The organism is Spiroplasma endosymbiont of Nebria brevicollis, from assembly GCF_964030895.1.
Taxonomy (GTDB): domain Bacteria; phylum Bacillota_I; class Bacilli_A; order Mycoplasmatales; family VBWQ01; genus Spiroplasma_E.
Genome location: NZ_OZ034986.1, coordinates 1,400,198 through 1,413,257, shown reverse-complemented (window position 1 = coordinate 1,413,257; position 13,060 = coordinate 1,400,198). Strand labels below are relative to the sequence as shown.

Sequence of the window (13,060 nt, the reverse complement as noted above, 5' to 3'; positions counted from 1 at the left end):
GTTTAAAAAATGCTATAATATAAAAGAAAAATTAAAGAAAGAAGGTATCTTAATTATGATTAAAAAAATTAATGATGATTTAAACCAATATATCAGTGAACATTTAAAATATCAAATGCTAAGTTTAAAATTAAGTAATGATGCTAATCAAAAAGGCTTTCCTGGCTTTGCTCACTTTTATCAAGTTGAAGCTGCTGATGCAGTTGTTCATATTCGTAAAATTGCTAATTATTTAATGGACCAAGATGCAGAAGTTGAAATTAAAGACATTAAAGTTCCAACATTTACTACAAAAAATATTGAAGAAACAATGAAAAAACTAAAATCTACTAAAGAAGAATTACTTGACCTTACTAATAAATTAGTTAAAAGTGCACGTGACAATAACGACAATTTAACAGCAAAATTCTATGACTGATTTTTAATTGATTTCTATGAAGAAATTGCTTTTGAAAAAGATTTACTAGATTGAATTGCTATGTCAAATAGTAACCTTTATAAGATTGATAAACGTTTAGTTAAAACAGAAGAACCTGATACTTTAAAAGTTATTGTTCCGTTTTATGAACCTGAATAAATGCTAAAAAAATTGAATGCTTTTAAGGCATTCAATTTTTAATTTATTTAATTTCCTGAATTATATTCTAAAATTAAAAAGCAGAACTTAAAAACTTTAATTCTTCTTCAATATTTAACCGAGGAAATAGTAATTTGGTTTTATTAACTGTTTTACTAGCAATTGCATTTAAATCAATTTTAATAGAAGGCATACTAATTTCTTTTAAACCTAATTGTTGATGTATCTTCAAAGCACTATTAATTAAAATAGGGCTTAACAAAGCACTACTAATAACTAAAATATTACTTAGTAAATTCAAAACATTATGTAATTCAATAATTTCATCATTTTTAAACAATTCTCATGGTTTAGTTAAATCAATTAACTTATTACCTTTACCAATTAGTTCAAAAACAGTATTAATGCCATCTTGAATTTGATATTCATCCATTTGTATATTAAAATCACTAATTGTAATTTTAATATTACTAATAATATCTTTTTCATCTGTTTCTAAATGTTCTAAACTTAGAGTAGGAATTTTACTATCACAATATTTCATAATCATTGTCACAGTTCTTGATAATAAATTACCCAAATCATTAACAAGATATGAATTATAACAATTTAAAAATAATTCATGACTATATTTAGCATCATGACCAATGATAATTTCTTTCATTAAAAAGAAACGTAGACCATCAGCACTATAACGATTAATTAATACTAATGGATCAATAACATTACCTTTCGATTTAGACATCTTACCTTCTTCATTAGTAATTCAACCGTGCGCTAAGATTTGTTTTGGTTGACGCAATCCTAAAGCCATTAATAAAATGGGTCAATAAATCATATGAAAACGACTAATTTCTTTTCCTACTAAATTAACAATTTCACAATTTGGATATACTCAAAATTTTTTAAAATTACTATCATCTGATTGTAAATAACCTACTGCTGTTAAGTAATTACTTAAAGCATCAATTCAGACATAAACAATATGCTTAGGGTCTTCTACAACAGGGATTCCTCATGTAAAACTAGTTCTAGTAATACTTAAATCATTTAAACCATGAGTAATAAAATTATTAATCATTTCCGTTTTCCGGTTTACAGGTCATAAAAATAATGGATGTTGATCATAATAACTTAATAATTTTTTAGTATACTTACCTAATTTTAAAAAATAAGTTGGTTCTGATAAAGCAGAAACACTACCACTGCAAGTTTTACAAGTATTATTAGTTTTATTAATTTGCGTATCTGTTACAAATTCTTCACAAGAAACACAATATAATCCTTCATAATTGCCGAGATATACATCATCTTGTTTTAAAAGTTTAGTAAAAATTTTTTGAACAGTTTCAATATGATTTTTATCAGTTGTTCTAATAAATTTATCATATTTAATATCTAATTTTGTTCACAGGTTTTTGAATCCATCAACAATATCATCAACAAATTTTTGTGGTGTTTGTTGATTTGCTTGGGCTTTTTTTTCAATTTTTTGACCATGTTCATCACTACCAGTTAGAAAGAAAACTTCATAACCATGCATTTTCTTATAACGAACCAGTGTATCGGCAATCGTTGTTGTATAAGCATGACCTAAATGTAATTGAGCACTAGGATAATAAATTGGTGTTGTAATATAAAATCTTCGTGTCATGTTGTTACTCCTTATTTTGTTATTAATTTATTACCAAAAACACGAGTAAAAATATAATCAATGTTTTTTAAAAAATTATCATTATTATAACATTGGTTTAACTGTTCTGGTGATAAATATTTATAAATATTGTTTTTTTCTAAAATAGTTTTAAAATCAACATGATTTTTTTGTGCTTCTAAAGTACAGTTTTGCACAAAGTCATACGCTATTTCCCTTGTTACTTTGGGATTATTCTTAATAATTGTAAGTAAAATTGGTTGTGAAAAATAAAGTCCATTGGTTTTAGAAATATTGCTTTCCATAGCATCTGTATTAACAACTAAACTGTCTAAAATACTAGACATACGGGTAATAATGAAATCTAAACTATGATAAATATCAGGAATAATTATGCGTTCATTAGAACTGTGTGAAATATCACGTTCATATCACAATAAATTATTTTCATATGCTGCACTATTATAACTGCGAATTAAACGTGCTAATCCGCAAATGTTTTCACTACCAATCGGATTCTTTTTATGAGGCATAGAACTTGAACCTTTTTGGCCAAAACCAAAACCTTCTAATAACTCATTAACTTCACTACGTTGACTTAAACGAATCTCTAATGCTATTTTTTCAATAGTTGTTGCAATAGCACTTAATTGTGCAATTAAAAAGATATGACGATCACGTTGTACTACTTGCGTAGCGCAACTATCAGTTTCCATCTTTCATTTTTTAGCAACAATTTCACTAACTTCTGGATTAATATGAGCAAAATTACCCATAGCTCCGGTAATTTTAACTATTTCAATTTGTTTACGTGCTAATGCTAATCTAACTAATTGACGACTAATTTCATCATATCATAATGCAAACTTTAATCCTAATGATGTTGGTTCACCAAAAATACCATGACTGCGACCAATCACTAACTGCTTTTTATATTTAAAAGCCAAATCTTTTAACTTAAATTGTAAGTCGGTTAATGATTTAACAATAACTTCATTCGCTAATTTTATTTGTAAATTTAAAACACTATCAACCATATCAGTTGAAGTTAAACCAAAGTGAATCCAACGACTTTCATCTTGCAAATTAGCACTTAACATACGTGTAAAAGCTACAACATCATGTTTAGTTTCTAACTCTAACTTAGCCATTAATTTAACATCCAATTTAACGTTTTTTTTAATTAATGCAAAATCTTGTTTTGGAATAATTTTAAGTTGGTGCAATGCTTCGCAAACATCAATTTGAAACTTCATTCATAAATTTAAACGATTTTCATTATTTCAAATTTGTTTCATAACTAGGGTTTCATAACGTTCAATCATTGTTACTCCTTAATAAAAATTGTTTGTTTGCGGTCAGGCCCGACAGAAAATATTTTAATTGGTACACCTGTTAATTCACTAATTTTATTTAAATAATTTTGGGCATTAATTGGTAATTCTGCAAAACTAGTAACTTTAGTAATATTTTCCGTTCATCCTGGCATTTCAATAAATTGTGGTTCGCATTTATTAAAATCAGCAATTTGTGATGGAATATAATTAATCATTTCACCGTTTAACGTATAGTGAGTACAAATTTTTAATGTTTCGATATTAGTAAGGACATCTAATAAAGTAATAGCTAAACTAGTAAATCCATTAATTTGTGCACTATATGTGGCAATAACTGCATCAAATCAACCAATTCTGCGCGGTCTTTTTGATACTGTACCATATTCTTTGCCAGTTTCACGAATATATTCTGCTACTTTACCAGTAAATTCACTAGGTAATACCCCTGCTCCAACCCGTGTACTATAAGCTTTAGTAACTCCAATAATTTCATTAATTGATTTTAATGAAATTCCAGTACCAACCGGAATCGAATTAGAAGAAGGATTAGAAGAAGTGACAAATGGATATGTACCATGGTCTAAATCTAATAATGTGCCTTGAGCGCCTTCAAATAAAATTGATTTATTTCTTACTAATTGTTCATTTAAAAATTGGCTACTATCAATAATTAAATCTTTAAAGTGTGGTAATAATTCTAACAATTGATTACAAATTATTTCAGCACTAAATGTCTTTTCATAACCATAAACGTTATGTAAAATTTTGTTTTTAATATCTAAATTATCATTTAATTTTTCTAATAAACTATCACGATCTAATAAATCACCAATTCTAATTCCAATCCGATTAATTTTATCTGCATAACAAGGTCCAATTCCTTTTAAAGTTGTCCCTACTGCTTTATCTCCCTTAGATTTTTCTTCACATTGGTCTAAAGCAATATGATAAGGTAAAATAACGTGGGCACGATTAGAGATTCTCAATTTATCACAATTAAAACCAGCAGTTTTTAGATTATCAATTTCTGCAACTAATTTTTCTGGGTTAACAACGCAACCACTAGCAATTACACAATAAGTATTTTTATTGAAAATACCTGATGGAATAATACTTAATTTGTACAACTCATTATTAAATACTATCGTATGGCCAGCATTATCGCCACCACTTCAACGAACAACAATGTCAGAAGTTTGACTGTAGTAATCAGTAATTTTACCTTTACCTTCATCTCCTCATTGACAGCCAATAATTGCTGTTGTATTAAATTTTTTTGTTGATATCATTTCTGGTTTTAATATACTTGTATTTTGCGTAATAGTTTTATTTTTAACAACTGTTTTTATAGTTTTACTTACTTGTGCTTTAACAACTGTTTTTGATTTTCTTTTACTTTCATCAACTTTAGTTTTCATTGTATCTCCTTTAATGTTTTATATTTTTGATAAATTAATAATTTAATTATATAATTATTTAATAACAAATATAGAATTTTGTTATTAAATAAAAAATAAGGGAAAAATAAACACATGGATTGACGTAAAGCTAATAATGACGATACAATTGACCATGCAGATAATGACAGTACACTTTGTCCAACTTGTCAAGAAAAGGTATTACAAAGGAAATTAGACAAAATCAAATTTCTAAATGAATATCAACGTAGTCAAGAAGATATCGTACTTTTAGAGCAAATAAAAAAAGAATTAGAACGTATTAAAAAAGAAAAAGAAACTCAACTATTAGTATTCTTATGTAAGAAACATAAGAATACTAATAGTAATAGTGCTTAGTTTATACTAAACACTATTTGTAGTCTATATTAAGTTTTTGGATAGAATTTCAAACTAAATGAAAGAAATAACTAGTAATTCTATATTCGTACTCTAATTGTAACGGGGGCATTGGTTACTTTTTTTAGTTTAGAATTATAGTATAAATAAAATAAACATGTTATTATAAGGTACATATAAAAAATTAAAAGTAGGTGAAAAAAATGGAAAAAAAATAAGTAGTTTAGCAGAATATTTAAATATTCCATTAATTGAAGCTACTAAAATAGAAATGTCAATATTATATTTATTAGGAAAATCAAGTGAAATAAATAAACCTCATCTATATAAAACTTTTATTTGTAAATTTATTTCACTTTTAGAATTAAGAGCAGCACAAAAATATGCTAACCATTTTTTTATGTTGGATTTTCAAGCATTAGAAAATGGGCCAATTCCATATAGTTTTATGAAATATATAACAGAAAATAATGCTATTATGTTTTTTTTAAAAGATAAAAACTATAAAAAGTATTTTAATTGAGATTATTTTTCCGAAACTGATAAGGAAATATTAGAAGAAATAACAAATTATATTTTAGAAGTTAAAAATGTTCAACAACTTAGTGAAGAAATCCATATTAAGTGCCCATCTTGAAGAAAATTCTGAACAGAAAGAAAGAAAGATTCTAAACAAAATAAAATGAATTTTTCTTTTGATATAAGACATAACAATGAAGATGAGGAAGAACTAAAAGAAATAATTCATTTTTATAAAGAAAGTTGCTATAAAAATGGTAAAAATTGTTCTATCTTTATTGATAATAAGGATACTTTAAATGATGAAAAATTTTCTTTATTACTACCCTTAATCAAAATTGATGAAAGATATATTTTTTTCATTAGATTAACAACTCAAAAACCAAAGAAACATGAAAAAAATTATATAGAAATTAATATAAAAGTCTTACCTAAAACTTCATATATAAGATTTGATAGAAACTATAGTGATATCCATATTATTAATATTGAAAAAATAGAAAATTATAGACGCGCTTATATTCCAAATTTAGAAAAGAACTATAAAAAAGAAATATTAAAAGGTGCACTTAATTGTAGACATATCTCTCAAATATATTTAAATTTAATTCTTCTAATTTCTTTATCTAACTAATGTCTATTGACAAAACAAATTTTAAAGTTTCAGAATATGTCTATTATACTTATTCATAATATCTTCAAACTTATCTTTAGTAATTCAAGCAATAATACTTTCTACTAAAAAATCTTCATCATTTTTAATACTATCAAGTTCAATTTTACTAAAATTACTTAAAACTCAATCAGCAGTACTAAAATAGGGATTTTTGCCAACACCAATTCTTAAACGTTGATAAGTTTTATTATTTGTTACATGAAAAATACTTTTAATACCATTATGACCAGCAGCACTAAAATTTTGTTTATATTGAAATTGACCAAAATTTAAATCAACTTCATCATGAATAATTAAAACATCTTGGGGTTGAATTTTAAAATAATTCATAAATTTACTAACACATCTACCTGATAGATTCATAAAAGTTAATGGTTTTAAAAAAATAACATCTTGATTGTTAACCACTGTTTTTACATATTCTCCATCAAATTTATTTTGATTAATATTAATTTTTAAGTTTTTACAAACCATATCAACAATAATAAAACCGATATTATGACGTGTTAATTCATATTGTTTACCAGGATTTCCTAAACCAACCACTAACTTCATCTTTAACAATTCCTTTTTTTATTTTTTATTAATCTTTTTAATTAGTTCATTAGTTTTATCATCATAAACTTTAGTTAATGACTTATTATTAACAGAAGCATCAATCATCTTAGCAATAAAATCAGCAATTGAGATAACTTTTAAGCCTGCAAAATTTCTTTCTGGAGTAATTTCAATAGTATTAGTAATAACTACTTCTTTGACAATGTCTTCTTCAAATGCTTGTTTTAATTTTGCTGACGCTTCACCACTAAAAATACCGTGAGTTGCTAAAATATAAACTGATTTTGCCCCGTGCTCTTTGATAGCTTTAGCAGCATTAATAATAGTCCCACCTGTATCAATCATATCATCAATGATGATAGCGTTTTTATCTTTAACATCACCTAAAACAAATTTAACTTCACTTTTATTGGGCTGTGAACGTCTTTTATCAATAATAGCTAAAGGTGCACTCAAGTAATTAGCTAATCTTCTAGCACGTGTTACGCCGCCATGATCTGGAGATACCACTACTAAATCAGTTAAACTTTCATCTATTAAATAAGATGCTAAATCTTGTGTTGCACGTAAATCATCCATTGGTACATCAAAAAAACCTTGTTCTTGTGGTGAATGTAAATCAACTGTAATCACACGATTTACACCCGCTACAGTCAGCATATTAGCTACTAATTTACAAGTGATAGGTTGTCTTCCACCTTGTTTACGATCTTGACGAGCATAACCAAAATAAGGTATTACGGCATGAATTTTTTCAGCAGAAGCGCGAACACAAACGTCAATAAAAATTAATAATTCCATTAAATTATCATTCGTTGGTGGTGATGTTGATTGGATAATATAAACCACCTTTCCACGAACTGAAGTTATTGATTGAATATTAAATTCACCATCAGCAAAGCGACTAACTTCTACTTTGCCAGGATTAATTCCTAATTTTTTACAAACTTCTTGTGTAAATTTTTGACTAGCACTTAAACCAAATACTATTATGTTATCTTTATTATTCATTCCATTTTCTCCTTTACTTTCCTTTATTAACAAAAAAACAAAAATTTTCATAATTTCATTATACAATTTTTATTATCATTAGTACATTCAAATTAAAACTTAGATAGAGTATTTATGAATTATAACTGTTAAGTCGAGAATTATGTGTAAATTTATTTTTATAGAACACTACCCCTCATATTCAATAAATTTAGTTTAATTTATTCTATCATAATTAAAAACTAGTAAGAATTATTGTTAATAACATTAAACAATTCATAAAACATAGGAAAATCTAATTCTTCAGCTCGGATTGTTGAAGGTCAAGATAAGTCATTAATAAAACTAACGGCTTTTTCTTTATCATTTAAATAAACACCAACATTATTAGCCAATGTTTTTCTTTTATTAACAAAACAACTGCGAACAAATTTTCAAAAAATTACCGATTGTTCCAATTTCATTTTTGGATTAACTTTAAAATAAACAACACTACTAACAACATTGGGTATAGGGGTAAAACTAGTAGGACTAATATCAAAAGCAATTTTAACATCACAATAAAATTGACACATAATTGATAAATTACTATATTCCTTAGTTTTAGGTTTTGCACAAAATCTTTGTGCAACTTCTTTTTGCATTGTTAAAGTGAATGAAGTAAATAAATCAACATTTTCTAATAATTTTAAAACAATTTGTGAAGTAATATAGTAAGGTAAATTAGCTACAACATGAATATTATGAATATTTTTAAACTCACTGGTAATTAATTTTCTTAAGTCCAGTTTTAAAAAATCTTCATTAACTATCAATAAATTATCATAATTACTTAGTTGCGAATGTAAAACTGGAATTAATTTTTTATCAATCTCAATAGTCACTACTTTTTGGGCATGATTAACTAATTCATTAGTCAAATGACCCAGACCAGGACCAATTTCTAATATCCCATCAGTATTGCTACAATTACTAGTTTTAGCAATTTTTACAACAATATTATTATCTGTTAAAAAATTTTGACCAAATTTTTTAACAGCATGCAAATCATATTTTTTTAATAAAGTTTTTGGATTATCCATTCTTAGTCCCCCAATTCTTTTTTTATTTCTTATATACATACTAGTAATAACTAAACAAATGTTTATTTAATCATTGGAAATGCTAATTTCACTACTAGTAATTCTACTTGTGGTAATATTAACATATATCAAGTTAATATATAAATATTAAATTGAGTGGAAAAGGAGATGATTTTTATATGGCAACAAAAAATGACGTTGCTAACGAACTAAATGATGATTTAATTAATATTGTTTCTCTAGACTTAGGAACAAGAAACTTAATTGTCAGAGTTAATGGTCGTGAAGTTTACAAACAAGCAGCTGCTATTGTTTTTGATACTGAAAATGGAGAAGTATTTATTGGAGAAGCAGCTTTAGTAATGAAAGAAAAAACTCCAGCAAATAAAATTTTTAGAGAACCTATGTCAAACGGAGTTATTAGTGATAATAATGCTCTAATTGCTCTATTAACTGAAATTTTTACACAAATTGTTGACGTGAAAGGGGAAAAAATTTGACAAAAATCAGTTGCACTTGTAGCTATTCCTTCTAAAGTCTTTAAATTAGATAGAACAGTTTTAAAGGAAATTCTTGAAGGTAAAAAAAGTGCTAAAATTCCGATTTTTAGTGATAAATTTCCAAAAAGATATTTATCCGTTGACCGAAACCTTAGTCATGAAGAAAAATTAGCATTAACCTATTCAATGAATGCTGAAAAAGTAGTTATTGTTCCAGAAGTTAAACTAGCTGCTATTGGTGCTGGATTAAGTCTTTGAGATGCATCAGGAGTATTTGTACTTGATATTGGTGGTGGAACATCTGACTGTGCTATTTTATCAAGTGGTGAAGTTATTGTTCAAGATTCAATTCCAGTTGCTGGTAACGCAATTGAAGCCGGTATTAAGGCTCACTTTGAAAAAATGCACTATATGACCTTAAGTTCTGAAGAAGCAGAAAAAGCTAAAATGGGTGCTGGGATTTGAATAGATGGGGATAAAGACAGTGAACACCGTCTTACTATTCATGGAAAAAGTACAAAAACTAAAAAGCCTGAACAAATTATCATTTCTAAACAAGAAGTTGCTAAAGCAGTTACCGAAGCATTTGAACCAATTGTTAAATTATGTGAAGATATTATCGATAAAGCGGGTGCTGCCTTCTCAAAAATGATTATGGACAAAGGATTAGTAATTACTGGTGGTGGTGCTTTATTACAAAACATTACTACTTATCTAAAAAAACGTTTAAACATGGAACATGTAGTTTCTGCTAATAGTCCTAAAGAATGTGTTATCAAAGGTACACAAAGTTATGAAACACATAAAAAAGACTTATATACTAATGGTTATATCAGACCAAGTAAATAGTTTTAAGAGATACAACAAAGGAGGAGATATAACATGGGATTATTTGATAAAAAACCCAAAGAAAATTTAAATAAAAAACAAGGAATAAAATCTATTAATGATTATAATTGATTAGCTTTAGATGTTGGTACAGAAAATTTTAAAGCACGTTATGTTAATATTGGTCTTACTTATGATGCTCCAACTTATCTTGCTGAAGATTATGAAAAAAACGTGATTTTATTTGGTCAAGATGCTAAAGATTTAATTGACAAAACTAATGAAAACGTTGTTATTAAACGTCCAGTTCGTGATGGTAACATTGCTGATCCTGATGCTTTAAAACGTATTCTTGGTAAAATATTTAGTGATTTCAGACTTGAAATTAAAGGTGGAGACGCTGGAAAAGAGAAGAATCGTAACTTAATTGTTTTAATGGCGACACCAAGTGAAATTAACTCAGTTCAAAGAGAAGCGTTAGAGAATATCGTTCACCAATTAGGAGCACTTCGTGGTTTTGTTCAAGAAGAAGTTAAAATGGCTGCCTTAGGGTCTGGACAAGATATTTTTGGAACTGCTATCATGTGTGTTGATATTGGTGGTGGAAGTACTGATATTGCTATTATTAGTAATGACTCAATTCTATACTCTTATACAACGAATTGTGCTGGAGACTACTTAACTAACAAAATTAGTGAATATATCGCTTCAAAACATGCTTTAAAAATTGGTACTAAAGAAGCTGAAGATATTAAAAAAAATATCGGTTCACTATTGAAATACCAAGATGAAAAACCATACACAATTTCAGGTGTTTCATTACCTAGGCTAGATTCGCAACCAGGTGAAACAATGTCTATTTCTAAAACTATTGAAATCACACCAGAAGAAATTCGTGAAAATGTTATGCAAGTTCAGTTTAGACTTGAAATTATTCCAGCAATTCGTCGAGTACTAAGAACTTCAGGAGAAAGAGCACCTGGTAGTGTTAGTGACTTAAAGAAAAAAGGTAAAGGAATCACTATTTGTGGTGGTGGAGCCTACATTAGAAAAATTAATGATTTTATTAAAGAAGAATTGGCTAAAGAATACTTTATTGAAGTTACTGGTAAAGGTGGAACTAAACCAATTCGTCAAAAATACGAAGGAGATATTTTCGAAGTTCGTGTTGCTGAAAATCCTTTAGATAATGTTATCGATGGTTGTGTAAAATACCGTGATACAATTTACAAACAAATATTAGCAGAACAAGACCCTAATCGTGAAATTCTTACAAAGGATGAAGAAACATTGTAAATTCAACAAACTAATAAAAAATGAATTCATTGAATTCATTTTTTATTTTGTGATTAAGATTAATTTAACAGTCTCTTAACGATTAAATTTAATTTTTAATAAAATATCCTATTAAAATCACAACTCCAGGAATTACAAATGAAATTAAACTGACTAAACCTGTAACAAATAGTCGTTGTTCATGATTAAGATAACTATTTAAACATAACAAAAATGGCACTATTTGAAATAATCCAAAAACAATTATTAAAATCACATTGGGGGAAAAATAACTAATGATTATAATAATTCCATAAATAATACAGGTCATAAATATAACTAATGACATTATCATCCCTATTATTAAGCCTAAAGAAATTATTTTATTTTTATTTAACATGCCTATTCTCCTAATCTTGAAATAGTTTAATTTTTTTCATATTATACATTTTATAATAAAAAATTTATATCATCTTTTTTTATAAAATACATTAATAAAATTGTTATAATAATAGTATATTATTTTCTAAGGAGCATTCACATAATGCAAAAAATACAGAGGTTATTAAAAAATAGCATTTTAACAGATGATAAAAAAGAGTTTTTAAAAAAATATAAAAATAAATTTTTATATTTTTTTAACACAATTACGTTCAAACTATACACTATTGCCTACTATTATTATAAATAAAACAACTTGTTATGTTAATAAATTACATAACAAGTTTTAATTTTACATTTTCACTTGAATTTTTATTTAAAAATTTTTCAATGATAGTTAAGCCAAATTCAAAAACACATCCTAATGATCTACCAGTAATAATGTTACCATCAACAACTACTTTTTTCTTTAAATCAATTTTACTATTATTTAATCCCATACTTGCTCCTGGATAATCAGTAATTACTTTATTATCTAACAAATTTAATTGACCAAGAATTTGTGGTGCTCCACAAATAGCGGCGATAATTTTATTATTATCTTTAGCAAATTCTATTAATTTAGATTTTAATAATTGTTTTTTATTTAAATTTTCAACACCTAAATTACCACCTGGTAAAACTAACATTTTATATTCTTTAAAATTAATTTTATCAATAAATTTTTCACAATTAATTTTAACATTATGACTTGATGTGACTGCTAAATCATTTTCAATGCTAATAATATCAACTGTTATATTAGTTCTTCTTAACAAATCAATAGTGATTATTGCTTCACCCATTTCATATCCAGTTGCTAAAAAAATGGCTGCTTTCATTTCCAT

At 26.5% G+C, this 13,060-nt stretch carries 13 protein-coding genes; 5 read left to right on the top strand and 8 right to left on the bottom strand.

What is annotated here, in order from left to right; translation table 4 throughout:
• Positions 1–55: 55 nt before the first annotated feature.
• Positions 56–577 carry a ferritin gene (locus tag AAHM98_RS08440; RefSeq protein WP_342276386.1) on the top strand — a complete coding sequence of 174 codons (522 nt, stop codon included), beginning with the start codon at positions 56–58 and terminating at the stop codon, positions 575–577.
• Between the two features lie 73 nt (positions 578–650).
• Here the strand turns inward: AAHM98_RS08440 and metG are convergent, their stop codons facing one another.
• From metG to AAHM98_RS08425, 3 genes are read right to left on the bottom strand one after another with little or no spacing between them, the layout of a single operon-like run.
• A complete protein-coding gene (metG, locus tag AAHM98_RS08435) occupies positions 651–2,231 on the bottom strand; it encodes a methionine--tRNA ligase (RefSeq protein ID WP_342276385.1) in 1,581 nt (526 codons plus the stop codon).
• Positions 2,232–2,242: 11 nt separating this feature from the next.
• The gene (gene purB / locus AAHM98_RS08430; RefSeq protein WP_342276384.1) at positions 2,243–3,556 is read right to left on the bottom strand and encodes an adenylosuccinate lyase; all 1,314 of its coding nucleotides are present in this window, start codon (positions 3,554–3,556) and stop codon (positions 2,243–2,245) included.
• 2 nt (positions 3,557–3,558) lie between these two features.
• The gene (locus tag AAHM98_RS08425; protein WP_425289616.1) at positions 3,559–4,857 is read right to left on the bottom strand and encodes an adenylosuccinate synthase; all 1,299 of its coding nucleotides are present in this window, start codon (positions 4,855–4,857) and stop codon (positions 3,559–3,561) included.
• A gap of 243 nt (positions 4,858–5,100) precedes the next feature.
• On the opposite strand from AAHM98_RS08425, the gene AAHM98_RS08420 reads away from it, so the two are divergent.
• Together AAHM98_RS08420 and AAHM98_RS08415 are read left to right on the top strand one after the other, a co-directional pair.
• The gene (locus tag AAHM98_RS08420; RefSeq protein ID WP_342276382.1) at positions 5,101–5,364 is read left to right on the top strand and encodes a hypothetical protein; all 264 of its coding nucleotides are present in this window, start codon (positions 5,101–5,103) and stop codon (positions 5,362–5,364) included.
• A gap of 271 nt (positions 5,365–5,635) precedes the next feature.
• Complete coding sequence (locus AAHM98_RS08415) at positions 5,636–6,517, top strand: hypothetical protein (protein WP_342276381.1); 882 nt, start codon at positions 5,636–5,638, stop codon at positions 6,515–6,517.
• Between the two features lie 21 nt (positions 6,518–6,538).
• Here AAHM98_RS08415 and pth read toward each other — a convergent pair whose 3' ends face one another.
• From pth to rsmA, 3 genes are all read right to left on the bottom strand, one after another.
• Positions 6,539–7,114 (bottom strand): aminoacyl-tRNA hydrolase, encoded by a 576-nt coding sequence (pth, locus tag AAHM98_RS08410; protein ID WP_342276380.1) that lies wholly within the window; start codon positions 7,112–7,114, stop codon positions 6,539–6,541.
• Between the two features lie 18 nt (positions 7,115–7,132).
• Positions 7,133–8,128, bottom strand: coding sequence for a ribose-phosphate pyrophosphokinase (locus AAHM98_RS08405; protein WP_342276379.1), 996 nt, complete (start codon positions 8,126–8,128; stop codon positions 7,133–7,135).
• A 221-nt stretch (positions 8,129–8,349) separates the two neighbouring features.
• Entirely contained in the window at positions 8,350–9,189 is an 840-nt protein-coding gene (gene rsmA, locus AAHM98_RS08400) for a 16S rRNA (adenine(1518)-N(6)/adenine(1519)-N(6))-dimethyltransferase RsmA (protein WP_342276378.1), read from the bottom strand.
• A gap of 179 nt (positions 9,190–9,368) precedes the next feature.
• Between rsmA and AAHM98_RS08395 the strand changes: the two genes are divergently transcribed.
• Both AAHM98_RS08395 and AAHM98_RS08390 read left to right on the top strand, forming a co-directional pair.
• On the top strand, positions 9,369–10,538 hold the full coding sequence (locus AAHM98_RS08395; protein ID WP_342276377.1) for a rod shape-determining protein: 1,170 nt from the start codon (positions 9,369–9,371) through the stop codon (positions 10,536–10,538).
• 33 nt (positions 10,539–10,571) lie between these two features.
• Positions 10,572–11,813 (top strand): rod shape-determining protein, encoded by a 1,242-nt coding sequence (locus tag AAHM98_RS08390; protein WP_342276376.1) that lies wholly within the window; start codon positions 10,572–10,574, stop codon positions 11,811–11,813.
• 88 nt (positions 11,814–11,901) lie between these two features.
• Here AAHM98_RS08390 and AAHM98_RS08385 read toward each other — a convergent pair whose 3' ends face one another.
• Together AAHM98_RS08385 and AAHM98_RS08380 are read right to left on the bottom strand one after the other, a co-directional pair.
• The gene (locus tag AAHM98_RS08385) at positions 11,902–12,192 is read right to left on the bottom strand and encodes a hypothetical protein (protein WP_342276375.1); all 291 of its coding nucleotides are present in this window, start codon (positions 12,190–12,192) and stop codon (positions 11,902–11,904) included.
• A 313-nt stretch (positions 12,193–12,505) separates the two neighbouring features.
• The gene (locus AAHM98_RS08380) at positions 12,506–13,060 is read right to left on the bottom strand and encodes a DJ-1 family glyoxalase III (RefSeq protein WP_342276374.1); all 555 of its coding nucleotides are present in this window, start codon (positions 13,058–13,060) and stop codon (positions 12,506–12,508) included.